The following is a 22,971-nucleotide window of genomic DNA, read 5'->3' on the forward strand; positions in this document are numbered from 1 at the left end:
GCGATTCGCCGCCCTACTGCGCCACCCGCTGCGGCTGGGGGGTTTGCCACGTGCCATCCCGTAACGCGGGCTTGGGCCAGTAATAACGCAGCGCCACCACGAACGGCCCCGGTGGCGTGGGTAGCCAATTGGCCTCGTGGCCCTTGCCGGGCGACGACGGTTGCAGGGCGAGCGTGATGCCGCCATCGCGGTCGCGCTTGAGCGACGACAGCATTGACGCGTTGATCGTGTAGCGCTTGGCGGCGTTGGGCACCAGCGTTTGCCCGGGCAGTCGATACAGCGTGACCGACCAGTAGGCATTGACCGGCGGCAGGCTTTTCGGGGCAAAGCGCAACGTGTAGGCGCGCGTGCCATCCAGCGGCTGCCCGGCGCTGTCTTGTTCGAGTACCGGCGCCAGCACTTCTTCGCGGCTGCTGCCGCCCAGGTCGACCTGGGCGCCGGCGGCACGCGCCAGGTAATCGTTCTTGAAGGTACGACGGTCGGCGAACAGCGTATCGGTCTTGCCGGCCAGCGCCACGCGGCGCTTGTCGATGTCGTTCTGGCCGTCGTGCATGCCTTCCTGCATCATCTGGCGCAGGCGGGGGTTCATGCGATCGGTCACGACCGGATCCCCCGGCCGGATGCGCAGGCTGTCCAGGCGCCGGCGCAGCGTTTTTTCGCTGTGCTCGACAGGCGCGAACTGCAGCAGGAATGCCAGCTGGTTGTAGAACTCGAGCGAGCTGCGCATCTGGGCGGGGGCTTCCGGCACGATCCAGGCGACCGGCGCCGGCGCGGGCGGCGCGGCCTTTTTCAGGAAGGCCGACAAGGGCTGGAGCTTGTAGCCCGCCTGGATGCGCTTGACGTTCGCGAGGTCGGCCGAGGAAAACAGCAGGGTGCGCCCGGAAAGCGTGACCAGCTCGGTTTCGGCGACGATGACCTTGGAAACGTGCTTGGGCGCCGTGCCTTTCCAGCGGGGACCTGCGATCAGGAAATGGCCGCCGCCATTGCCCGTGGCGCGGCTGCCGATATAGGCAAAGTTCTGGCCGTACAGGTCAGTCAGCTGCAGCGCGAAGTAGCGCCGCGATTCCATGGGAGGAACGCTGATGACGACCGGCTCGGCCCGCAGATCCAGCACGGCGGACGACCTGGCGGTGTCGAGATCGGGCGCCGCGAGGCCGGCGTCTTCCGGCGTGCCCCCCCGCGCATCAAGGTGCAGCGTGTTGAAAGGGCCGCGATACTGCGGGCTGGCGGAATCGATGTTCGTGGCGTACAGGGCCTGGTAGCTGGCGACCATGGGGTAGCCGTAGACGTAGGCCTCTTTGGCGATGCGACGTGCTTCAGGTGCCGAGACGCCGTCGATGCCCACGAACTGAGACCCCGTTGCCGCGTCGGGCGACGTGAAGCTGCATCCGGCCAGGGTGGCGGCCAGCGCCACGCCGGCCATGCCGCGAAGGGTGGAAAGAAGGGCAGTGCCAACCAGGCGGTCGCGCATTCGATGCTCCAACATGGGCGGATGTTGGCAACGCCCAGATGGCGGCAGCGTCGCGGGCAAGACAAAAGGGTGGTCGAAATTCTGGCACACTTTTTGTGACCATAGTGAAACAGCGCCCCCTCAATCGCACTACCTGTCGTCTGATTCCTCGACCCCAGACGCGCTCACCCCGGCAGCGGCAAGCCTTCCAGCCGGGCCAGCGGAATCGGCGTGATGGCGCTTTCGGTGGCCGCGGCGTCGGTGGTCAGGTGCTGGATCAAGTCCACGGTGGTGGACCGGCGGGTCAGCATCAGGCAGGTGACCTCGGTGTCGGCCACGCGGGTTGCGTGCCAGCAGCCGGGCCGCATGCAGACGCCCTGCCCCTGGGCCACATGAAAGGCGGCCAGCGTGGACAGGTCCGGGCTGCCGTCCGCCGCGCTGCGCGCCACGACCTGGATGATGCTGCCTGTCAGCGGCACGATGGCTTGTTGCGTCAGCAAGTGCTTTTCCAGGCTGGCGATATCGGCCGACGCGCTGCGGTAATTGACCCACAGCACTTCCGCGTCCCCTCCCGCGCCGGTGTTGAACACGTGCTCTTGCCAGAAATCGGTGGCGTCGTTGGTAAAGAGCGGCACACCGTTGCCCTGCGGAATCGGCTTGCCCAGCATCCAGCCGTAGGGCTTGAAGGCATCGTCGGTCAGGTCGTATACAGGCAATGCGGCAGCGCGGGTCATGCGTCGTCCTTGGCGGAAGGGGTTGAAGGCAGGGAAGATTGCGATTGCGCGCGCAGGTTGGACGCGGCGCGCTTGGGAAATTCAGCGTCGTAGTCGAAGTCGCCGCGGGCGATGGCGGCCAGGATGGCGGCACGCCGCGCGGTCGCGCGTTTCAGGTTGGCGGCGGTGGGCTTGACGCGGATGCGTTCCACGCAATGCCGGCCCTGGTAGAAAAAGCCGATCTCGATGGACGATTCGGAAGCCGGCCGCACGCCGTCGAATCCTTTGTTCATGCCTGTCGTTGCTCCGATGCGGGGTTGATCACATGCGCAGGGTTGATCACATGCGGCGGTCAGCGCGCTGCGACGCTGCCAGGTGCGGCCTGCGCTTCCGAGGCCTGCGCCTGCAAGGCCAGCCGGCGCCAGTTGCGGCTGGCGTAGGCGTGCGCCTGGCGCAAGCCAGCCCAGAGGCTGACCTGCTTGATCCAGCGCAGGCTGCCCGCGGCCTCGAACTGGGTGGTCCGGCGCACTTCGGTGCCCTGTCCCGGCACTGCGCGCAGCTCAAAGGTATCCACCAGCTTGCCGACCCAGTCCGCGCACCACACGGTGCTCTGCTGCATCTGATAGCGCAAGCGTTCGTCGGGCTGCAATATCAGGATGCGCTGGTCGATGGTGCCGCGGTCGGTGGTGCACTGACGGGTGTTGCCCACGGCCGCCACGCCTTCCAGCACCTTGCAGCTGATCGGCTTGGGCACGCCCAGCCGAAACAGCAGCGGACGGTTGTCGTCCATGCGGGCATGCAGGAAATGCGGCCAGACATGGCGCGGTTCGCAGGGGAACAGCCAACGGGATTGAATCTGCATGTCGGGCTCCTTGCCGCAACGGTCCGCGCCAGCGCGGCGCACCGCAAGGTTATAGCGCGGATTGGCGTTGCGCCCGCCCGGCGCGCGCCCTTGGCGCCTTCAGCCGGCCATTGCCGCCCGCACGCGCGGCAGCTCGCGGTCGTCGATGGGCCAGTGCAGCGCCGCCGCCAGCACCCCCAGCGCCATGGCGCCCAGCCAGATCAGGTCGTAGGAATGGGTGGTTTCGAACACCACGCCGCCCAGCCACACGCCCAGGAAAGACCCGACCTGATGGCCAAAGAAGACAAAGCCGAACAGCGTGGTGATGTAGCGCACGCCGAACACCTGCGAGATCAGGCCGTTGGTGAGGGGCACCGTGCCCAGCCACACGAAGCCCATGACCGCCGCGAAGGCATACACCGACCAGGTGGACAGCGGCAGCAGGAAGAACAGCGCCATGGCGGCGGTACGCAGCAGGTAAATGCCGGCCAGCAGGTATTTGCGGCGGTGGTGCGCGCCCAGGATGCCGCAGACATAGGTGCCGATGACATTGGTCAGCGCGATGATGGCCAGGGCCGCGACGGCGTCGGCCGCGCGCAGGCCCTTGTCCATCAGGTAGGCCGGCAGGTGGGTGCCGATGAACGCCAGTTGGAAGCCGCAAGCCAGAAAGCCCAGGTTCAGCAACCAGAAGCCGGGCTGGGCGAAGGCTTCGCGAATGGCCGCCCCCATGGGCAGGTCGGCAGGCGTGGCGGACGCCCCGGTGGCGGCCGGCGCCGCCCGACGTGCGGTGTCCTTCAAGGGCCAGGCCAGCGGCAGCACCACCGCCAGCACCACCGCGAAGGTCAGCAGCGCGCTGACCCATCCCCAGCCGCCGATCAGCCATTGCGCGGCGGGCACCAGGGTGAACTGCCCCAGCCCGCCGATCGCGCCGGCCATGCCCAGCGCCCAACCGCGTTTTTCCGGCGGCACCAGGCGGCTGAGCACGCCGTAGATGACGGCGAACGCGGTGCCCGACAACGCGATGCCGATGCAGATGCCGGCGGTCCACATGAAGGCCGCCGGACTGGCGGCGTGGGCCATGCCGAACAACCCCACGGCGTAGCACACGAGACCGCCCAGGACGACCTTGGCCGAACCGTAGCGGTCGGCGATCATGCCGGTGAACGGCTGCACCACGCCCCAGGTCAGGTTCTGCACCGCCAGCGCCATGGCGAAGGTCTCGCGCGACCAGCCGCGGTCCATCGTGATGGGCAAGAGGAACAGGCCCTGCACGTGCCGCACGCCCAGCGCCAGGCCCATGACGATGCCGCCGGCCAATACCATGACCCACAGGCGGCGCACGGTGGCGGGATGAACGGGCGTGGCGGACGGAGCGGCAGGCATGGCGGACCTCGGGTGGGAAACGTCAACACCCGCGCGGGCGGGCAGCTTGCGCTATTACAGGGCCGCTGCCGCCGGCGTTCAACTGATTAATTTTCGTCGGCGGCATGCGCGGCGGGAATGCCAGCCGGCAGCCACAACGAGAACACCGACCCCTTGCCGGGCACCGACCGCAGCGAAATGTAGCCGTGCAGCAACCCTGCCAGCCGTCGAACGATCGCCAGCCCCAAGCCCAGGCCCTGGCCCGCCATGGCCGCGGCCGGGGCCGCGTCGCCGCGCGTGAATTCGGCGAAAACGGATTCCTGCCGCTCGGGCGCGATGCCCACGCCGGTATCCCATACCTGGATCAGCACGCCACCGCGCCGCCGCCGTGCCGCCAGCAGCACACCGCCCGTGGCCGTGTACTGCAGCGCATTGCCCAGCAGGTTGTCGAGGATGCGGCGCAGCAAGGCGGGGTCGGTGTCGACCACGACGGCGGTGGGCAGCACCGACAAGCGCAGGCCGCGCGTGCGCGCCTGGGGTTCGAAGTCCTGGCGCATATCGTCGAACAGGGAGTCCAGCGCCACCGCCTGGCGTTCCACCCGCAGCGCATGCGCGTCCATGCGCGACAGGTCCAGCAGGCCGTCGAGCAGGCGGTTCAGGCCGTCCAGCACGGTCTGCTGACGGCGGGCCACCTGCAGCGCGTCCTGTGGCGTGACGCTGCCCTGTTCGGCGCGGCTGGCCAGCACATCGGTGAACATGCCCAGGGCGTGCACCGGCTGGCGCAGGTCGTGCCCCGCGGCGGCCAGGAAACGGGTCTTGGCGCGGTCGGCCGCGGCCACCCGATCGCGTTCACGCTCCAGGCTGTGGATCAGGGCCGTGTTCTCGAAGCGCAGCGCCACCGTGGTCTGCAAGCTGCGATAGGTGACGGCGCTGTAGTACAGGTTGACCCCCAACAGGCAGACGCCGAAGGCCGCATACACCAGGTGCAGGCCGTCGGCCGCCGCGAGGCAGGCGATGATGAAGGGCGCCACCATGCCCAGCGCCGACCCCGTGTACGCGGGCGGGTAGGCCGACAGCGATGGCACGGCGCCGCTGCACATGCCGGCCAGCATGACGCAGCCGAAAGCCAGCAGCATGTCCTGCCCTGACAGCACCGCCGCCACGCCCGCCAGCCCCCATAGCAGGCCTGACGTCCAGGACAGCAGGCAGAAACCCCGAACCCAGGGCCGCAACGGCCCGGGGCCGCGCCGCGCAAAGCGGTGGCTGACAGCCACCCGCAGCAAGGTCAGCACATAGACAATGGCGACCCACGACGCCAGCAGCCAGGTCGGCACGCTGCCGTGCATGACATAGGCCACGGGCACGACGACAGCGAAGTTGGCGAACAGCACGCCATGGGATTGCTGGTAGAGCAGCGCGGCCAGCTCGGCCGCGATGGCATCGGCGACATCGGGCGCCGTGCCGCCCGGCGTGCCGGAAAAAGGCTCGCCTGGCGAGCGAGGTGGGGGCAGCGCGGCGGGGTCGGTCATGCGCCTGGATCGGTCCCTATAATGACGCATCATTCTGACACAACCTTGCGGCGCCCCCTCCCGCCCTCCATGACCCTGCCCCTGCCACCTCCCCTGCTGCGCGTCCTGCTGGCCGATGACCACGGCATCGTGCGCGAGGGCTTGAAAATGGTCATGCACCAGGCGGCCAACCTGATCGGGTCGGTGGATGAAGCGGCAACCGGCGAACAGGTGCTGGCCCTGCTGGCCGCCCATGGCGCCGACGTGCTGGTGCTGGACCTGGGCATGCCCGGCGTGGCGGGGTCGGGCTGGGTGCGCGCCCTGCGCGAACGCCACCCGGCGCTGTACATCATGGTGCTCACCGCCAATACCGACGCGCGCAGCCGCCAGGCCATCCTGGAGGCCGGCGCCGATGCCTACCTGGCCAAGACCGGCAGCTCGCGCGAACTGATGGCAGCCATCCAGCGCCTGCACGATGACCACGCCCGCCGACCCGCCCGCGCCCGGCCCAGCCATGCCCCCGCCCCCGCCGAAACCCTGACGCGACGCGAGCAACAGGTGCTGGCGCTGGCCGCGCAAGGCGCCACGTCCGCGCAGATCGGCGAGGCGCTGCACATCAGTCCGTTGACCGCGCGCAAGCATCGCGAAAACCTGATGCGCAAACTGACGCTGCACAGCACCGCGGAGCTGGTGGCCTACGCGGTTCGGCTGGGCCTGCCCAGCGCCTGACGGCGCGGCCCCGCGCCACCCAAGCGCCTTGCCCGCGCAAAAAGTTGGCCAAAAATACGGCGCCCGCCGTATTTGCTACCGAATCTTCCAAACGTAGACTGATTTCGCAGCGTCCTGCGATCTCTTCCTGCGAGGGGCCATGGGAGATCACAGGCCTGCACCGAATTCCCTCATGCCCATCAGAACGTGCGCGGACCGCACCGGCTCCGCGGCGGGACGGTGCGCGCCCAAGCCAGGCGCCGCTTGCCCGGCGTGCCGAGCATCCCGTCCATGCACCGTTGCACCGTCACCATGCACCCTGCTCTCCGTTACGCCGCCTCCGCCCAACCCGACCCGGTCAGCCAGCTGGTGCGCGAGGAATCCGAACGCTTGCGACGCTTCGTGCTGCGCCACGTGGGCAACGGCTCGGATGCCGACGACATCACGCAGCAGGCGTTCGTCGAGATGTCCTGTTGCTACGACCGGTTCCGCGGCGAGAGCAAGCCGTCGACCTGGCTGTTCGGCATCGCGCGCAACCTGATCCGCAACCACCTGTCGCGTTCGCCTGAACGGCGCTTTACCTTCGTCAGCGACGACGCGCTGACCGACGAATCGGACCTGCATGCCGATCCGGCCAACCGCGTCGAGCTGCTGCAGTTGCTCCGCATCCTGGACCGCTCGCTGGCCGCGATGCCGCCCGACCTGGCCGAATTGCTGGTGCTGATCTGCGTGGACGAACTGTCGTACGAGGATGCCGCGGCACAATTGGGCCTGCCGGTGGGCACCGTGCGCAGCCGCCTGTCGCGCGCCCGCGCCCTGGTCCGTTCGCGCATGCGCGCCCAGGGTGCCTGGCTGGACGATTAACGGTTCGTTCTTAATCGTTACATTTCTCGGTTTTTTGACTGCTACTGCTGGTTACAGTGCTGCCTTCCCCCCACTTTTGGCAGGCAACCCGACCATGCGGCACGTCCGGCTTCGCTCATTCCGCCTGTTGGCGCTCGCTACGGCCGTTGCCGGCTCGTACGCGGCGCCGGCCAGCGCCCAATACGACAGAGACTGGCAGCGCGCGTGCCTCGGCAGCACCTATGCCATCAACCCGGACACGCCCTGCAACCGCGCCTATGCCGAGGGGCTGGCGGCCGTGCAGGTCGGCAAGACGAGCGACCCGGCCGGCACCTGGGGCTACATCGACAAGCAAGGGCGCATGGCGATACAGCCCGCCTTCCGGGAAGCCGAATCCTTCCAGAACGGGCTGGCCGCCGTGCAACAGGGCGAGCTGTGGGGTTACATCGATGCCCGCGGCGAGTGGGCGATCCAGCCGCGCTTCACGCGCGCCACCGGCTTTAACGCCGAAGGCACCGCGCTGGTCGAACTGGACGAGCGCGACGTGCTGGTCAACCGGCAGGGCCAGATCGTCAAGACGTTCGAGCTGGGCATGCGTTCGTGGGGCTTCGAGCCCGGCCAGAAACTGGCGTCCATGGAAGTGCCGCAAGCGCCGCGGCTGTTCGACACGGCGACCGGACGCGCCCTGACGCTGCCGGGCGACGTGATGGCGTTGTCCAAGCCCACCACCGGCGGTTACCTGCCCGCGCAGCGCCGCAGCGCCCGCTACGGCGGCGCCTGGGGGCTGCTGGATGCCGAAGGCCGCTGGGCCATCGCCCCTGATGTGCTGCGTTCGCACGAACCGCCGCGACGCGATGGCGACACGATCGCCGTGCGCCGCGACGAGACCTGGATGTTCGTGCGCCCCGACGGCACGCCGCTGTCCGACACCCGCTACAGCGACGTGCAACAGGTCGCGCCCGGCCTGTGGCTGGTCAGGTCCAAAGGCGACGGCCCGTCCCTGCTGCTCGATGGCAAGCTGGCCACGCTGCACACCTTCTCGGTCAACTACGCGGCCGTCGAAGAACGAAACGGCTGGAAGATCCTGAGCGATGCCGATGCGGTGATGCTGGTCTTCCCCGACGGCAAGATGCGCAAGATTCCCGGCCACATGCCTCAGGTGACGATCAAGAATGGCCTGGCCTGGGTGTATGCCTTTGCCCCGACGCCGCCCGCCAATGGCGCCAGCGATGCCGTCCGGCCGCCGCAAGAAACGGACGCCACGGCCGCGGCCCCGGCCGAGGCCACCGCTGCCGCCGACACGGTTCCCGCAGAGGCCACCGCCGCCGCGGACACCGCCACCGTCGCCGATGCCGCGGTGGATGCCGCCTCGGACCAGGCCGTCCCTGCCGCCACTGCTGCCGCCGACACCGCAACCGCGATCGACATCACCGGCAGCGGCACGCAGACCGAAGCCAGCCTGGTGCAGATCTACCGGCCAGACGGCACGACGCTGCTGGACGCCGACACCGCGGCGCGCCTGGCCCGCTACCGGGTGTCGGAATTCACGCCCCGGAACGCAGCCGACGCCGCACCGGACGAGGCCCAGGCCGGCACGCAAGACAACGCCCAACTGCCCCTGGCGCTGCTGCGCCCCGACGACTACACGCAGCCGTCCGGCATCCTGACCCCATCCGGCAGGATCGTCACCAACCCGGATTGGGACGACATCAATACCTACAACGCCAGCGCGCCGCTGGTGGTCAAGACCCGCCAGCGCGGCGTGGGCCTGATCGACGCGGAAGGCAACTGGCTGCTGCCGCCCGATTACGAGGGCATCCGCGGGTTCGACGGCCCGTATTCCTGGGCCCGCACGACCGGCATGGACCGCCGCTCGGCGTTGCTGATCGATGCGCGCGGCCAGGTGCAGAAGCTGCCGGCGCGGGTGGAAGTCAACGGCGAAAAGATCGACGGCGACCTGCTCTACTACTACACGCAGGACGACAACCGCCGGCAACGCTGGGGCCTGTGGAACATTCGCAGCGCCAGCGTGGCCGTCAAGCCGACGCTTGAAAGCATCGAGGAATTCAAGGATGACTGGGCCAACGCCCAGGACAACGACCGCTGGGGCGTCATCGACCGCCAGGGCAAATGGGTGGTGCCCGCCACCTATGCCGGCAGCTACGACCTGGACTACCTGGGCAATGGCTACCTGCTGGCGCGCGAACCCCGCGGCAAGGGGGCTTCCAGCAGCTATCGCGAAAGCTATCGCCTGATCAACCTGCGCACCGGCCAGCGCAGCCCGCTGCTGAGTGCAAAGCCGCAGGACCTGCGGCAGGGCCGCTTCCTGGGGCAGGGGCAGGACGGCGCCACGCTGCTGTTCGACCGCCAGGGCGGCACCACCCGCCTGTGGGAAGGCAGCCCTGACCGCCAGGAACAGTACGGCGACTGGATCTACGTGCAATACCGTTCACGCAATGGCGCGATCGATGCCCGCGGCAACATGAAGATCGCCGCGGTGAACGGTGAATTCAACCCGTTCTTCGTGCAGCCCGAGGGCTTGGCCCGCGTCTATGACGGCCAGAGCTACCGGCTGATGGACGAAAACGGCAAGACGCTGCTTGCGCAGCGCGGCGACGGCACGCCGCTGGCGTCGATGAAACGCCTGGTGTTCGACGACGAAGAGACGTCCGAAGGCATCATCACCGACCTGCAGGGCCGCGAGATCACCCGCATCAAGGGCAAGTATTCGCTGGAGGAACGCAAGGCCAGCGAAGGGGTCGTGCCGTATCGCGGCCAGAACGACCGCTATGGCTTCATCAACGCCGACGGCAAGCGCATCGTCGGCCCCTACTTCGACAAGCTGGGCCCGCTGCGCAATGGGCGGGCGCTTGCCCAACGCACCCAGCGCACCGGCGAACAGTACGGCTACATCGACCTGACCGGCCGCTACGTGATCGCGCCGGACTTCGGCTGGGCCTCCGACTTCCAGGACGAACGCGCGCTGGTGCGCCGCGGCCGCCTGCTGGAATTCATCGACCCCCAGGGCAAGACCACCGCGTTGTTCGGCAAGCTGTGCGACGAAATCGTGGTGCTGGACGCGCAAGAGCGCCAGGCCTGGCCGCGCGAAAAGCTGACCTGCCCCGAAGCCGCCGAGATCGAACTGGCGCCCGTCCCCGCATCCGCCAAAGCAGAATGACCATGACCTCACGCGCGTTTCACGCCACCCGTCTCGCCTGCGCCCTCGCCGCGCTGGGCGTCTCTTTGTCCGCCCACGCCCAGTACCGCCAGGCGCGCAGCGTCTGCGTCGATGCGTCGGCCGTCAACACCAGCGCCATGGTCGAGGATCGCGACGGCCACGGCAATGCGGCCCTGGGCTGCATCCGCGCGCTGTCCGACAACCGCGCCGCCGTGCTGTTGCCGTCGGCGCTGGAAGAGATCGACCGCGTCCCCACCGACGAATCGCTGCGCCGGCACGCCTGGGGCTTTCTGGACGGCAACGGCAAGCTGGCCATCAATCCGCAATTCGAGGCGGTCGGCGACTTCCACCATGGCCTGGCCGCGGTGCGCTGGAAGGGCAAGTGGGGCTTCATCGATGCCAAGGGCAAGATGGCCGTGCCGCCGCGCTACAGCAGCGTGTCCGACTTCGTCGAAGCGGGGCTGGCGGTGGTGACGCGGGATGGCCAATACCAGTTGATCGACCGCAGCGGCAACACCGTGGGCGATGCGCTTGATGCCAGCGTGCAAAGCGTGCAACTGGGCGAGGGCAAGCCGGCGCAGGTGGCCATCACCTACCGCGAGGAATACCGCTCCAACACCGGCGAACGCCGCTACGCCACCGACGACATCCGCATCCTGTCCGGCTACGGCCCCGACCTGTTCATCGCCGCCGACGCGAACGGTCGGTATGGGCTGCTCGGCAGCGACTGGAACTGGCGCGTGAAACCGCAGTACCTGGACATCTCGCGCCGATCCAAGGACACCCTGGCGCTTGCCGAGGGTGAAAACGAGGTGGCGCTGATCGACACCGCCGGCAACGTCATCGGCCAGGGCAAGGACTATCGCCGCATCATCAAGGTGGGCGAGGCATTCTGGAGCGCGCAGCTGCCGCGCGGCGGCTATGCGCTGCTCGACGCCGCCGGCCAGCCGCTGGGCACTTTGACCGACGCCGAGGCGCAGTCGACGGTGCTGCACGGCGACACGCTGGTCTACGCCACGGGCGACACGCTCAAGGCCTATGTGCCGGGCCGCGCCGAACCCGTGACCCTGGGCACGGGCATGACGGCTGCCGAGAATGAAGGCAACTACGTGCTGTTCCGCGACCCCGCGGGCCGCGTCGCCGGGCTGCTCACGCCCAAGGGCACGTGGCTGCATGGCGACACCGCGCCGCCCTGGCTGGCCAATGTCAGCCGGCTCGCGCTGCGCCAGGGCAAGCTGTGGCTGTCCGGCGAAGACGGTGAGCTGTTCAATGCACTGGATGCCGAGGGCCGCGCGATACTGCAGCCCGAGGCCCTGGCGGCCGCGCAGGGTTCGCAACTGCGCGACATGCCGCTGGATGTGCCCGGCGGCCCACTGGGCCTGCTGGGCCAGGGCTACTGCCAGTGCGGCGACAGCAGCGCCGGCCTGCTGCTGGCCGATGGCAGCGTGGCCACCGACAAGACGTGGACCGCCGTGCTGCCGCTGGACGGCCCGCAAGACGAATACGCCGCGAAAGACGAAGCCGGCGACACGCCCACCGCCGACCAACTGCGCTACGCCGCGCAGACCGAAGACGGCATGCAGTTGCTGGATGCGCGCGGCAAGCCGATGGACCTGCCCTTGCAGCAGCACATCGGCGCTTTCCGCCATGGCTATGCGCTGATCTACGCCAAAGGCGAAGCGCGCCTGATCGACCGCGCCGGCAAGACCTACGCCCTGCCCGACTATTTCGAGGCCGAGGTCGTGGCGCCCGGCCTGGTGCGCTACCTGAAGACCGCGGCGGAAGGCGATCCGTGGGGCCTGTACGACTTCATCGCCGGCAAGGAAGTGTCGGCGCCCGCGTTCCAGTTCATAGGCGTCTTCCAAAAGGGCCAGGCCGTGGCCGCCCTGGGCGCGGACAAGGTCGGCGTGATCGACCAGCAAGGCAAGTGGGTCGTGCCGGCCAGCCATCACGGCGCCACGCGCGTCAGCGACAAGCTGTGGCTGGTGTCGCAGGCGGGCTGGAAGGGCGAGGACTACCAGCGGCCGCAAGCCGTCATCAATACCGCCGGCCGCGCGCTGACCACGTTCCAGTCCGGCATGGACGTCTCGCGCACCGACGACGGCGCCTACCTGGCCTACAGCCAGAAGCAGCGCTGGATGATCGCGCCCGACGCGTCCGATGCGCTGGACGTGCAGGACGCCAGCTACACCCCGATGGGCAGCTGGATGTCCATCCGCCGCGCCAACCGCTACGGCTACCTGGACGGCGCCGGCCGCTGGCAGATCGCCCCGGGTCCGGTCGCCGGCACGCCCTTCCAGGGCAAGCCCGCCCGCGCGCTGCTCAGCGACGATGACGGTGCGCGCCTCATCGACGAACACGGCAAGACCGTGGCCACGCTGCCTGCGGGCGAATGGAGCTGGCCGACGGGCTCGCCCTGGCTGGTACGGCGCGACCAGCAGCAGGGCCGGCACATCACCCACTATGCGGACCTGACGGGAAAGACGCGCATGACGCTGGCCGGTTTCGGCTCGGGCTTCTCGGAGGGCCGCGCGGTCATGACGCTGCCCAACGGCACCGAGCGCGCCGTCAACGACAAGGCCGTGGCCGATGGCCCGGTGTTTGAATACCTGGGCTTGCGACGCGACGGCCTGGCCCTGGCCCGCGTGGGCGGCCTGCTGGGCTATGCCGACGGCCAGGGCAAGCTGGCGATCGCGCCGGTGTACCAATACGCTACGCCGTTCTCGGGCCAACGCGCCGTGGTGTCCACGCGCGACATGTCGATGATCCTGGATCAGCAAGGCGCCATGGTGGCGCGGGTCGGCATGGAATGTGGCATCCGCACGCTGTACGGTGCGTACAACCAGCGGCTGTGGCCACTGTCGATGCCGCAACGCTGCCAGCGCTAGCGCGCAGTCGCAACGGCGCAGTCACCGGGTGCGCTGCGGCTGCCGGATGCATTGCCGTGACCGGGCGTTCCGCGCCCGGTCCACAGCGCGCGGTTACTGCGTATCCAGCGCCAGGTAGCGGCGCGTCTGCACGATCTCTTCGCGTTCCTTGAAGCTGGTCAGCCGGTCGGCCAGCGCGCGGCTGTCGCCCGTCTCGCGGATGGCGGCCAGCGTGGCCTGCATCGCGTGAATGGCTGCACGCTGCAGGTCAGACGGAATGATCGCCAGGCGATAGCCCATGGCCGCCAGGTCGGGCAGCGGCACCAGCGGCGTCTTGCCGCCGTAGAACATGTTGATGAGCTTCAGCCCGGGCAACCGCGCGGCGATGGCGCGGATCTGCTCCAGCGTTTCGGGCGCTTCGACGAACACCATGTCGGCGCCCGCCTTCACGTATTGCTCGGCGCGCGCGATGGCCGCGTCAAAGCCTTCCACCGCAATGGCATCGGTGCGCGCAATCACCAGGGTATCGGCGTCGGCCAGCGTCTGCCGCGCGATGTGCACCTTGCGGCACATTTCCCCGGCGTCCACCAGGCTCTTGTCGTCCAGGTGGCCGCAGCGCTTGGGAAATGACTGGTCTTCGATATGAAAGGCAGCCACGCCGGCGCGCTCCATGATGCGCACGGTACGTTCGACGTTGGCCGAGCCGCCGAAACCCGTATCCGCATCGGCCACCACCGGCAGGCCGCTGGCATCGACGATCTTTTCCACGCGGTCCATCACCTCGGTAAAGCTGAGCAGCCCGATGTCCGGGTAGCCGGCGGCCCGGGCAATGGCGCCGCCGCTGGCGTACACCGCATTGAAACCGGCGGCCGTCACCAGGCGGGCCGACATCCCGTCGTAGGCGCCGGGCGCCACCACGATGTCCTGCGCCAGAAGCTGGCGCAGCCGCGCGCCGGGGGTCAGAGAGGGGGCCATGTGCATTCCTTGAAAACGAAAGATCGATGCCTGCATGATCGTTCCGCTGCAATAGAATGTCCAATATATGGAAAATTGATAATCAGTACTTTTCAGGTATCGATATGGAACTGCGTCACCTGCGCTATTTCGTGGCCACGGCCGAGGCCCAGCACTTCACCCGCGCCGCCGAACAGCTGGGCATGGCGCAGCCGCCGTTGTCGCAGCAGATCCGGCAACTGGAAGAAGAAGTGGGCACCCCGCTGTTTGACCGCCGCGGGCGCGGCGTCAGCCTGAACGACGCGGGCCGCGCCTTCCTGGCATGCGCGCAGGACATCCTGCAACGCGCCCAGGCGGCCGTGCAGACGGCACAGCGCGCCGCGCGTGGCGAGGTCGGCGAACTGGCGCTGGGCTTTACCGAATCGGCGTCGTTTCACCCGGTCGTGACCGAACTGATCCGCCTGTATCGGCAGCAGTATCCCGACGTGGAAATGACGCTGTCGCAGGACGACAGCGAAACGCTGGTCGCGCAGCTGCGCGACGGCAGGATCGACGCGGCGTTCGTGCGCCCGCCCTTCGCGATGGACGGCGGGCTGCGCTTTCTGCAACTGACCGAAGAGCCGTTGATGGTGGCCTTGCCGCTGGGCCACGCGCTGGCGCGACGCAAGCGGCTCGCGCCCGCCGACCTGGTGCAGGAACGCTTCATCCAGTATTCGCGCAAGTCCGGCTATGGGCTCAGCGCCGACATCATGGCCGCCTGCCGGCAGCATGGGCTGAACCCGCTGCCGGGGCAGCGCGCGCCGCAGCTGTCGTCCGCGGTGAACCTGGTGGCCGCGGGCATGGGCGTGGCCATCGTGCCCGCGTCGCTGCGCCATCTGCGTCCGGACGGCGTGGTGTACCGCCCGTTTGCGCTGGATTGGCCGCGCGCGGTGCTGGGGCTGGCGGTGCGCGAAGACTCACCGCGCGGGCGCGTGGCCAATCTGCTGGCGCTGGCGCAGGGGTAGACGCCCGCACGCGGCCGACATGTGCAGCGGTGGGACGACAGCCCAGGGCCGATGGGTGCGTTGCGTCAGTCTTCGTGCGACTCGTGCACCGCTATCGCGCCGCGCTTCCAGTAGCTGGCGGCACGAATGCGGCTCTTGTCGATGCCGTGCTGGGCCACCATGATTCCGCGCACGGCCTTGGCCGCCGCAGATTCCGCCGCGATCCAGGTATAGCCCTCGCCCGGCGGCAACGTCAGTTCGCGCGCGGCCTCCAGCAACAACGTGCTGTAGCCGGCGGCCGTGCCGTTGCGATGCAGCCAGCGCACATTGGCCTGGGCGCGCGTAGCCAGCGGGATTTCGTTGTCGGCGCCAGGCACCTCGATCAGCACCAGCGCCTGCGCGGTGGCGGGCAGTTCCTCCAGGCGGCGCGCGATGGCCGGCAGCGCGGTCTCGTCGCCGATCAGCACATGCCAGTCAAAGCCCGTGGGCACGACGAACGAACCCCGCGGGCCGCCGATGCCCAGCCGCTGGCCCGCCTCGGCCTGCTCGGCCCAGGTGGACGCAGGCCCATCGCCATGCAGCACGAAGTCGATATCCAGTTCCTGGCGGACCGTATCGAAACGGCGCGGCGTGTAGTCGCGCGCGGCCGGACGCGGCACGCCTTCGGGGAACTTGATGCCGTCGGGGCCGACTTCGGGCAAAGCCGGCGGCTGGGATGGATCGGCGGGGAAAAACAGTTTCACGTGGTCGTCGAAAGACGCCGAGACGAAGTCGTGCAGGTCTTCGCCGGTAAAGGTGACGCGGGCCAACAGGCCCGCGATGCGCTCGACGCGCGCCACGGTCAGGATGCGCATCTTCAGCGAATGGCGCACGCGTTCGACAGTCAGGTCGCTACGGGTCATGGGTACTCCAATGGAATGAACGGAATCAGGCACAGTCCTTCTTGCCGGTGATTTCCTCGGTGGCGCGGCGCAGGATCGCGGCAATGCGGCGCTGTTCGGCCGGCGAGGCCTCGGTGCGTTCCAGCAGCGCATGGCGGATCGCCTGGCGGGCATGGACGAATTCGTCGATCCAGCCGGTGGCGTTCTCGTCGTCCGCGGGCGCGGCGCGCGATTCGCCGCTCCAGGCCTGGCGCATCCAGTCCATCTTGCGCGCCACGTGCTTGAGCTTGTTGAACATCACCGACAAGCGCTCGCGGTTGGCTTGCAGGTGGGCGCGGCCCGGCTCGGCCAGGTGGTAGCGCTTTTTGGTGCCTTCCTGTTCGACGGTGGCGTAGCCCAGCTCTTCCAGGTAGGTCAACGCGGGGTAGACCATGCCGGGGCTGGGTGTGTAGAAGCCGTTGGACAGTGCGCCAAGCGCCTTGATCAGCTCGTAGCCATGACTGGGGTTCTGTTCCAGAAGGCCGAGCAGCATCAGTTGCAGGTCATCGGCAGACACCTTGCGGCTACGGCCCCAGCCGCGGCCATCGCCGCCGAAGCTGTCGTCGGCATCGCCGCCACGGCCGCCCCAGGGGCCGCCAAACCAGCCACCGCCGCCCCCGGCATGGCGACGATGACGGCCACGGCCGCCTTCGCAGAAATTGCCGTCAGGCATGTCCTGGGCGTGACGGGCGCCAGGCTGTTCGTATGGGCTGCCGGGGTAATCGTGATGCCGGCCATGGCCAGCATACGCCCCCCCGGCGTATTCGTGATGGTGACTGCCGCGTTCATGATGATGGCGGCCGCCGTGGCCGCCGCGGCCGTGGCCGTCGCGGGATTCATGGCGAAGACCGCGTGAAAACGCGGCCAGGAAGTGGAAGTGGCGCATGGCATGGCCTCGCTGGGTATCTGGGATATGACTTACGATGTATCTTAAGATATATATCTTACGATACACAGCCCGACTTCCCGGCGTCAAGCGCCTTTTTCAAATCTCGCTAGCGACGCCCCTTGTCCAACACCCCGGCCGCGATACCCGCCACGATCAGCGCCATCCCCACGACCAGCGGCGTACTCAGCGGCTCGTGCAGGATGGCCGCCGAACACAGCAGCCCCACCACCGGCACGCCCAGCAAGCCGATGGACGTGACGCCGGCAGGCAACGAGCGGTTCACATTCACCGCCGCCCAGTACGCCACGGCAATGCCGAACACGCCGCCGTAGCCCAGCAGCCAGCCCAGGTCCGGGCTCCAGACCACGCGTGGCGTACCTTCGGCCGCCCACGCCACCCCCGCCAGCACCACGGACGCCAGCAGCGCCTGCCAGAACGCCAGCTCAAACGGCGGCGTGACCCAGCGATGCGCCCGCACGTAGACGATGTTGGCGGCCCAGCACAGCGCGGCCAGCAGCACCAGGCCGTTGCCGAACACGGCGTCGCCGTCGTGCCAGTCGAATGCCAGGGGATTGAAGATGACGGCCAGTCCGGCCAGGCCCAGCGCCAGGCCCGCCTGGCGGCCGCGTCCGATCGGCTCGCCCAGGAACAGCCGCGCGGCGGGAATCACCCAGAGCGGCGTGGTGTACGCCAGCACCACAGAGCGGCCCGCCGGCACGTATTGCAACCCCAGGCTGACCAGCGCGGCAAAGGCGCCCATGTGCAAGAGGCCCACGCTGAGGATCACGGCAATGTCGGCCTTGACCGGCCATGCGACCCGGCGCAACGCCAGGCCCAGCATCAGCAACGCGGCAGTGCCGACCAGGCTGCGCGCCGCCACCGCCCAGATCGGCGTCATGTATTGCAGCAGCAGTTTGCTGACGACCCAGGTGAATCCCCACGCCAATACCACGATGGCGAGCAGGGTCAGGGCATGGCGGCGGGAGAGGTTTTCGGCAGGCATGGCGCCGACTATAGGAGTGCGCCGCGCCCCCGCCGTAGACCCACGCGGCGCTTATTCTCTGGAGCCACGCGCGGGCCGCGCCGGCTTGCGCCCCAGCCACTGCGCAAAGGCGCGGGCCTGCGGTTCGTCCGGTGCGGGCGCGTACACCACCAGGCGCAGATGCCGGCTTTCGTCGACCGACAACGTCGAATGCTCGAAGGCCACGTCGCCCAGCGGGCCGATGTGCAGGCTGCGCACGCCCATGCAGTTGCCGTGCACATCGTGTTCGCGCCACCACGCCTTGAAGTCCGGCGACACCCGCTCAAGTTCGTCGACCAGCTCCGCGATGTCGGGCACGCCCGCGGCCGACGCAAAGTCGCGCCGGAAGGTCGACAACATGGCGCGCGCCTGCGCCGGCCAGTCGACGAACAACTGCCGCATGGCGGGGTCGGTGAACAGCATCCACAGCAGATTGCGCCGCCCCGGAGCCTGCGCGCCAAAACCGAACACGCGCTCGGCCGCGGCGTTCCACACCACCACGTCCCAGCGCAGGTTCAGGATGTAGGCGGGGCGCGTCGGCAGGTCGTCCATCAGCCGGCGTACCTGCGGCGGCACGGTGCACCAGGTGCGGCCGGGTTCGGCGGGCGGACGTTGATGCGCCAGGAGATACAGGTGGCGGCGTTCGGCCGCATCCAGCTTCAGCACGCGCGCCAGGTTTTCCAGGAACGTCGCCGACACGCTGATGTTGCGGCCTTGCTCGAACCAGGTGTACCAGGCCAGGCCCACGCCGGCCAGGGCCGCCACTTCTTCGCGCCGCAGGCCCGGCGTGCGGCGTCGCCCGCCGGCGGGCAGGCCCAACGCCGCCGGACTCAGGCGTTCGCGACGCAGGCGCAGGAATTCGGCCAGGTCGCTGCGCGTGCGGTCCAGGCGTGCCGCGGACGGGGGAGCCGATGCCGCCGCCGCACCGCCTGCGGCAACCGATGTGGCGCGGGAGGAGGAGACCGACGCGGCGACAGGCGCCACGTCGATCACGGGATCAGGCTTGCGGGAATGGGGCATCGGCTATTGCCTTCAGTAACAGCATAAACAGCTAAATTGTATAAGGCTGCGGACCCGCCCAGAATAGCGCCAATCGTCTTTCCCCTGGCCTATCCATGTCTTCCAGCGCCCTGCCCGCCGCCTGCCCCGCCCCCGCATCATCACCCGCCACGCCCGGCCCGCTCGGCCTGGCCGTGCTGCTGTCCGGCGGCTTCATCACCATCTTCGACCTGTTCGTCGTCAACGTCGCCATTCCCAGCATGCAGGCCACGCTGGACGCCAGCTTCGCGCAGATCAACTTCATCATCGTGGCCTACGAGCTGGCCTATGGCGTGCTGTTGATTGCCGGCAGCCGGCTGGGCGACCGGCATGGCCGGCGGCGCCTGTTCATGCTGGGCATGGCGGGCTTTGCATTGGCGTCTGCCCTGTGCGGCCTGGCCCCCAGCGCCAACGCGCTGATCGCCGCGCGCGTGCTGCAAGGCGCGGCCGCGGCGATGCTGTTTCCGCAGGTCTATGCGCTGATCCGCGTCAGCTACGACGGCCATGCGCGCCGCCGCGCCTTCGGCCTGCTCGGCATGACACTGGGGCTGGCCGCCATTGCGGGCCAGGTGCTGGGCGGGTGGATCGTGCATGCCGATCTGTTCGGGCTGGCTTGGCGCACGATCTTCCTGGTCAACGTCCCGCTAGGATTGATCGCCTGGCGGCTGGCCCGTCACATTCCCGAATCGCGCGATGCCGCGGGCGCCAGCATGGACTGGCCGGGTTCCGCGCTGGTCGGCCTGGGCCTGGGCTTGCTGCTGCTGGCGTTGGTCGAAGGCCCCGCGCGCCATTGGCCCGTGTGGACCTGGGCCGCGGGCGTCGCGTCGATCGCATTGCTGGCGTGGTTCACGCAATTGCAGCGCCGCGCCGCTGCCGCAGGCCGCACGCCGCTGGTGGACATGGCCTTGCTGACGCAACCGCGCTTTGCGGCGGGCTGCCTGCTGGTGACGCTGGTGTTTTCCACCGCCAGCGCCATGTTCCTTTGCTACGCCCTGCTCTTGCAGACCGGCCTGGGCGTGGACGCGCTGACGGCGGGCACGGTGTTCGCGCCGGCCAGCGTGGGCTTCGTGGCCGGCTCGATGGCGGCGCCGCGGCTGGTGGCGCGTTACGGCACGCGCGCGATCCTGGTGGCCGCCGTGCTGTATGGCGGCGCGACGGCGGCGTTGATGCTGCAAGTGGGGGCGGCGGGCGGCGCACTGGCGCCCTGGTCGCTGGTGCCCGCGCTGGTGTGGCTCGGTGCGGCGCAAGGCGCGGTGAACACGCCGCTGGTGAACCTGGCGCTGGGCTTGGTCGAAGACCGCCACGCCGGCATGGCCGCCGGCGTGGTCGCGACCTTGCAGCAGGTGGGCGCAGCCTTGGGCGTATCCGCAGCAGGCATGCTGTTCAGCGGCGCGCTGGATGCGTATGCCGATGCTGCGGTCGGCGATCGCTATGCGCACGCGTTCGCCAGCGCCATGCAATTCAACGTGGCCGCCATCGCGGCATCGGTATTGCTGTTGGCGTGGCTGGGCCGCCAGCGCTGACCCCGTCGACCTACCCCGCCGACAATTCCCGTGCGCGCTGCTCGGCCTTCAAGGCCGCCTCGGTGATGGCCTGCGCCACGCCGGCCTCGCGCAGGTGCGTCAGCGCGGCGTAGGTGGTGCCGCCCTTGGATGTCACGCGGTCCTGCAACTCGGTCAGCGCCGCATCGTCGCCCGCGGCCAGTTCGGCCGCGCCGCGAAACGCCGCCACCGCCAGGCGCCGCGCATCGGCCGCGCCAAAGCCCAACTCCCTCGCCGCCTTTTCCAGCGCCGCCATGAAATAAAACACGTAGCCCGGGCCGCTGCCGGTCACGGCGGTGACCGCGTCGATCATGGCTTCGGTGTCGACCCAGATGCGTTCGCCCACCGCCGCGAAGAGGCTGTCCACCTGGTCGCGCTGCGCCGTTTCGCAAGCCGCGGTGGCGTACAGGCCCGTCATGCCCAGCCCCACCTTGGCGGGCGTGTTGGGCATCGCGCGAACGATACGCGCATGGCCCCCCAGCCATTGCGACAGGGAAGCCAGGTTCACGCCCGCCGCGATGCTGACCACGGTGGCGTGCGCCGGCAAGTGCGCCTGTACCTGCGTGCAGGCTTCACGCAAACCCTGGGGCTTGGTTGCCAGCACGCACAACGCTGCGTCGGCCAGTTCGGAGCCGACGCTTTCGCGGCACGCCAGGCCGCGCGCCAGCAGGCTGGCGCGAGTGGGTTCGTAGGGTTCCACCACCAGAAAGTCGGTGAGCTTGCGGCCTTGTCCGAGCAAGCCGTCGATGATGGCGCTGGCCATGTTGCCGCCGCCGATGAAGACAATCTTTTCGCGCATGATGTTCCGTTCCTCAGGTCAATCGAAAATGGCGCGGCGCCGGCGCACCGCGGCGCCGTCCAGGGCGCCGATGTGGTCCCGCCCCAGCAGCCTCAATGTGTTCTCGAGCTCGGTCCGCAGAATCGCCAGCACCTCGCCCGCGCCACGCGGCCCGCGACCGGCCAATCCGTACAGCGGTGCGCGGCCCAGCAGCACGGCGCGCGCGCCCAGCGCCACCGCCTTGGCGATATCGCTGCCGCGCCGCACGCCGCCGTCCACCAGGATCTCAAGCGAATGCCCCAGTTCAGCCGCCACCTCGGGCAAGGCATCCAGCATGCAGGGGGCGCTTTCCAGCTGCCGGCCGCCATGGTTGGACAGCACGATGCCATCGACCCCGCGGGCCCGGGCGCGACGCGCGTCGGCCAGCGTCTGGATGCCCTTGATGACGATGCGCCCGTGCCATCTGCGGCGCAGCCAATCGATGTCGTCCCAGGTCAACGCCAGATCCATCTGCCGGCTCAGCGCACCGGCCTGCTCGGTGATGTCTTCGCGCGCGTTGGAACTGACGGCCAGGTTCTTCAGCTGCGGACCGCCGCCGCGCAGCATGCGCCAGCACCAGCCGGGGTGCGCCGCCAGGTCCAGCAACAGGCGGCCGGATGGGCGCAGCGGCAGCTTGAAGCCGTTGCGCTTGTCGTGGTCGCGGTTGCCGTGCACCGGCACGTCCACGGTCAGGAACAGCACGGTGTAGCCGCTGCGCCAGGCGCGGTCCATCAGGTGCTCGGCGATGCGGCGGTCGCGCTGCACGTAGAGCTGCAGCCAGAGTTCGCCCGCGCTGGCCGCGCGCACGTCTTCCAGCAGCGAGGTCGACGCGGTGGACAGCACGAACGGCAGGCCGGCCTGGTGGGCGGCGCGCGCCAGGTGCACGTCTGCGTCGGGCCAGAACAGGCCGTTCAGGCCGGTCGGCCCGACGATCGCGGGCATGGCTGCGGCGGCGCCCAGCACCGTGGTGCCCAGTTGGCAGTCGCTCACGTCCGCCAGCACCTGGGGCTGGAATTCCAGCTCGCCATAGGCGGCCGTATTGCGCCGCTGGGTGGCGCCGTCTTCGGCCCCGCCTTCCAGATAATCAAACGCCAGCCGGGGCAGCCGCTTGCGCGCCTGCGTCCGGTAATCCATCACGCTGGGCAGCATGGCTCTTCCTTGTTGGCCGGATTCCGTTTAAATTACATATCGAACGTATCGATTGTATTTCGATTATTTTAAAAACCGCCATTCGGGCCTTCCACCCTAGGACATACCCTAAAATCAATTGATATACGATTAATCAAATCGAAAAGCGATTTAAGTAATCGTATGCTGTGTCTCAACGTGATCGGGTTT

At 68.7% G+C, this 22,971-nt stretch carries 19 protein-coding genes; 6 read left to right on the forward strand and 13 right to left on the reverse strand.

What is annotated here, in order from left to right; all coding sequences use genetic code 11:
- Positions 1-13: 13 nt before the first annotated feature.
- From ACUDP5_RS26590 to ACUDP5_RS26615, 6 genes are all read right to left on the reverse strand, one after another.
- Complete coding sequence (locus tag ACUDP5_RS26590) at positions 14-1,471, reverse strand: DUF1254 domain-containing protein (RefSeq protein ID WP_445657649.1); 1,458 nt, start codon at positions 1,469-1,471, stop codon at positions 14-16.
- 164 nt (positions 1,472-1,635) lie between these two features.
- Complete coding sequence (locus ACUDP5_RS26595) at positions 1,636-2,184, reverse strand: ureidoglycolate lyase (RefSeq protein WP_263909224.1); 549 nt, start codon at positions 2,182-2,184, stop codon at positions 1,636-1,638.
- Positions 2,181-2,456, reverse strand: a complete 276-nt coding sequence (locus ACUDP5_RS26600; RefSeq protein ID WP_263909222.1) for an Arm DNA-binding domain-containing protein — start codon at positions 2,454-2,456, stop codon at positions 2,181-2,183. Before ACUDP5_RS26600 ends, ACUDP5_RS26595 begins: the two co-directional genes overlap by 4 nt.
- Before the next feature lie 59 nt (positions 2,457-2,515).
- Positions 2,516-3,025 carry a hypothetical protein gene (locus ACUDP5_RS26605; protein WP_263909220.1) on the reverse strand — a complete coding sequence of 170 codons (510 nt, stop codon included), beginning with the start codon at positions 3,023-3,025 and terminating at the stop codon, positions 2,516-2,518.
- Positions 3,026-3,124: 99 nt separating this feature from the next.
- Positions 3,125-4,387, reverse strand: a complete 1,263-nt coding sequence (locus ACUDP5_RS26610; protein ID WP_445657650.1) for an MFS transporter — start codon at positions 4,385-4,387, stop codon at positions 3,125-3,127.
- 86 nt (positions 4,388-4,473) lie between these two features.
- Positions 4,474-5,895, reverse strand: a complete 1,422-nt coding sequence (locus ACUDP5_RS26615) for a sensor histidine kinase (RefSeq protein WP_445657651.1) — start codon at positions 5,893-5,895, stop codon at positions 4,474-4,476.
- A gap of 69 nt (positions 5,896-5,964) precedes the next feature.
- Between ACUDP5_RS26615 and ACUDP5_RS26620 the strand changes: the two genes are divergently transcribed.
- The 4 genes from ACUDP5_RS26620 (at position 5,965) to ACUDP5_RS26635 (ending at position 13,491) form a co-directional block, all read left to right on the forward strand.
- The gene (locus ACUDP5_RS26620; protein WP_445657652.1) at positions 5,965-6,603 is read left to right on the forward strand and encodes a response regulator; all 639 of its coding nucleotides are present in this window, start codon (positions 5,965-5,967) and stop codon (positions 6,601-6,603) included.
- A gap of 291 nt (positions 6,604-6,894) precedes the next feature.
- Positions 6,895-7,446, forward strand: coding sequence for an RNA polymerase sigma factor (locus tag ACUDP5_RS26625; RefSeq protein WP_445657653.1), 552 nt, complete (start codon positions 6,895-6,897; stop codon positions 7,444-7,446).
- Between the two features lie 94 nt (positions 7,447-7,540).
- Positions 7,541-10,603 carry a WG repeat-containing protein gene (locus ACUDP5_RS26630; protein WP_445657654.1) on the forward strand — a complete coding sequence of 1,021 codons (3,063 nt, stop codon included), beginning with the start codon at positions 7,541-7,543 and terminating at the stop codon, positions 10,601-10,603.
- 2 nt (positions 10,604-10,605) lie between these two features.
- On the forward strand, positions 10,606-13,491 hold the full coding sequence (locus ACUDP5_RS26635; RefSeq protein WP_445657655.1) for a WG repeat-containing protein: 2,886 nt from the start codon (positions 10,606-10,608) through the stop codon (positions 13,489-13,491).
- Positions 13,492-13,584: 93 nt separating this feature from the next.
- On the opposite strand, the gene ACUDP5_RS26640 is transcribed toward ACUDP5_RS26635, so the two are convergent.
- A complete protein-coding gene (locus ACUDP5_RS26640; RefSeq protein ID WP_263909205.1) occupies positions 13,585-14,445 on the reverse strand; it encodes an isocitrate lyase/phosphoenolpyruvate mutase family protein in 861 nt (286 codons plus the stop codon).
- Positions 14,446-14,549: 104 nt separating this feature from the next.
- Between ACUDP5_RS26640 and ACUDP5_RS26645 the strand changes: the two genes are divergently transcribed.
- Entirely contained in the window at positions 14,550-15,428 is an 879-nt protein-coding gene (locus ACUDP5_RS26645) for a LysR family transcriptional regulator (protein ID WP_263909203.1), read from the forward strand.
- A gap of 65 nt (positions 15,429-15,493) precedes the next feature.
- Here ACUDP5_RS26645 and ACUDP5_RS26650 read toward each other — a convergent pair whose 3' ends face one another.
- The 4 genes from ACUDP5_RS26650 to ACUDP5_RS26665 all read right to left on the reverse strand — a co-directional run bounded on the left by ACUDP5_RS26650 (position 15,494) and on the right by ACUDP5_RS26665 (position 19,257).
- Complete coding sequence (locus tag ACUDP5_RS26650; protein ID WP_445657656.1) at positions 15,494-16,309, reverse strand: siderophore-interacting protein; 816 nt, start codon at positions 16,307-16,309, stop codon at positions 15,494-15,496.
- A 25-nt stretch (positions 16,310-16,334) separates the two neighbouring features.
- Complete coding sequence (locus tag ACUDP5_RS26655) at positions 16,335-17,000, reverse strand: PadR family transcriptional regulator (protein ID WP_263909199.1); 666 nt, start codon at positions 16,998-17,000, stop codon at positions 16,335-16,337.
- A gap of 322 nt (positions 17,001-17,322) precedes the next feature.
- On the reverse strand, positions 17,323-18,219 hold the full coding sequence (locus ACUDP5_RS26660; RefSeq protein WP_445657657.1) for a DMT family transporter: 897 nt from the start codon (positions 18,217-18,219) through the stop codon (positions 17,323-17,325).
- Positions 18,220-18,270: 51 nt separating this feature from the next.
- On the reverse strand, positions 18,271-19,257 hold the full coding sequence (locus tag ACUDP5_RS26665; protein ID WP_445657658.1) for a helix-turn-helix transcriptional regulator: 987 nt from the start codon (positions 19,255-19,257) through the stop codon (positions 18,271-18,273).
- 95 nt (positions 19,258-19,352) lie between these two features.
- Between ACUDP5_RS26665 and ACUDP5_RS26670 the strand changes: the two genes are divergently transcribed.
- On the forward strand, positions 19,353-20,798 hold the full coding sequence (locus ACUDP5_RS26670) for an MFS transporter (protein WP_445657659.1): 1,446 nt from the start codon (positions 19,353-19,355) through the stop codon (positions 20,796-20,798).
- 10 nt (positions 20,799-20,808) lie between these two features.
- Here the strand turns inward: ACUDP5_RS26670 and proC are convergent, their stop codons facing one another.
- Positions 20,809-21,615, reverse strand: coding sequence for a pyrroline-5-carboxylate reductase (gene proC, locus ACUDP5_RS26675; protein WP_445657660.1), 807 nt, complete (start codon positions 21,613-21,615; stop codon positions 20,809-20,811).
- Between the two features lie 18 nt (positions 21,616-21,633).
- Positions 21,634-22,782, reverse strand: a complete 1,149-nt coding sequence (locus ACUDP5_RS26680) for an alpha-hydroxy acid oxidase (protein WP_445657661.1) — start codon at positions 22,780-22,782, stop codon at positions 21,634-21,636.
- Positions 22,783-22,971 lie beyond the last annotated feature (189 nt).

Source organism: Achromobacter sp. NCFB-sbj8-Ac1-l (genome assembly GCF_052695805.1).

Excerpts from the sequence above, each read along its gene's own strand:
- ACUDP5_RS26590 (WP_445657649.1), bottom strand. The coding sequence starts at position 1,471 with ATGCGCGACCGCCTGGTTGGCACTGCCCTTCTTTCCACCCTTCGCGGC.
- ACUDP5_RS26595 (WP_263909224.1), bottom strand. The coding sequence starts at position 2,184 with ATGACCCGCGCTGCCGCATTGCCTGTATACGACCTGACCGACGATGCC.
- ACUDP5_RS26600 (WP_263909222.1), bottom strand. The coding sequence starts at position 2,456 with ATGAACAAAGGATTCGACGGCGTGCGGCCGGCTTCCGAATCGTCCATC.
- ACUDP5_RS26605 (WP_263909220.1), bottom strand. The coding sequence starts at position 3,025 with ATGCAGATTCAATCCCGTTGGCTGTTCCCCTGCGAACCGCGCCATGTC.
- ACUDP5_RS26610 (WP_445657650.1), bottom strand. The coding sequence starts at position 4,387 with ATGCCTGCCGCTCCGTCCGCCACGCCCGTTCATCCCGCCACCGTGCGC.
- ACUDP5_RS26615 (WP_445657651.1), bottom strand. The coding sequence starts at position 5,895 with ATGACCGACCCCGCCGCGCTGCCCCCACCTCGCTCGCCAGGCGAGCCT.
- ACUDP5_RS26620 (WP_445657652.1), top strand. The coding sequence starts at position 5,965 with ATGACCCTGCCCCTGCCACCTCCCCTGCTGCGCGTCCTGCTGGCCGAT.
- ACUDP5_RS26625 (WP_445657653.1), top strand. The coding sequence starts at position 6,895 with ATGCACCCTGCTCTCCGTTACGCCGCCTCCGCCCAACCCGACCCGGTC.
- ACUDP5_RS26630 (WP_445657654.1), top strand. The coding sequence starts at position 7,541 with ATGCGGCACGTCCGGCTTCGCTCATTCCGCCTGTTGGCGCTCGCTACG.
- ACUDP5_RS26635 (WP_445657655.1), top strand. The coding sequence starts at position 10,606 with ATGACCTCACGCGCGTTTCACGCCACCCGTCTCGCCTGCGCCCTCGCC.
- ACUDP5_RS26640 (WP_263909205.1), bottom strand. The coding sequence starts at position 14,445 with ATGGCCCCCTCTCTGACCCCCGGCGCGCGGCTGCGCCAGCTTCTGGCG.
- ACUDP5_RS26645 (WP_263909203.1), top strand. The coding sequence starts at position 14,550 with ATGGAACTGCGTCACCTGCGCTATTTCGTGGCCACGGCCGAGGCCCAG.
- ACUDP5_RS26650 (WP_445657656.1), bottom strand. The coding sequence starts at position 16,309 with ATGACCCGTAGCGACCTGACTGTCGAACGCGTGCGCCATTCGCTGAAG.
- ACUDP5_RS26655 (WP_263909199.1), bottom strand. The coding sequence starts at position 17,000 with ATGCCTGACGGCAATTTCTGCGAAGGCGGCCGTGGCCGTCATCGTCGC.
- ACUDP5_RS26660 (WP_445657657.1), bottom strand. The coding sequence starts at position 18,219 with ATGCCTGCCGAAAACCTCTCCCGCCGCCATGCCCTGACCCTGCTCGCC.
- ACUDP5_RS26665 (WP_445657658.1), bottom strand. The coding sequence starts at position 19,257 with ATGCCCCATTCCCGCAAGCCTGATCCCGTGATCGACGTGGCGCCTGTC.
- ACUDP5_RS26670 (WP_445657659.1), top strand. The coding sequence starts at position 19,353 with ATGTCTTCCAGCGCCCTGCCCGCCGCCTGCCCCGCCCCCGCATCATCA.
- proC (WP_445657660.1), bottom strand. The coding sequence starts at position 21,615 with ATGCGCGAAAAGATTGTCTTCATCGGCGGCGGCAACATGGCCAGCGCC.
- ACUDP5_RS26680 (WP_445657661.1), bottom strand. The coding sequence starts at position 22,782 with ATGCTGCCCAGCGTGATGGATTACCGGACGCAGGCGCGCAAGCGGCTG.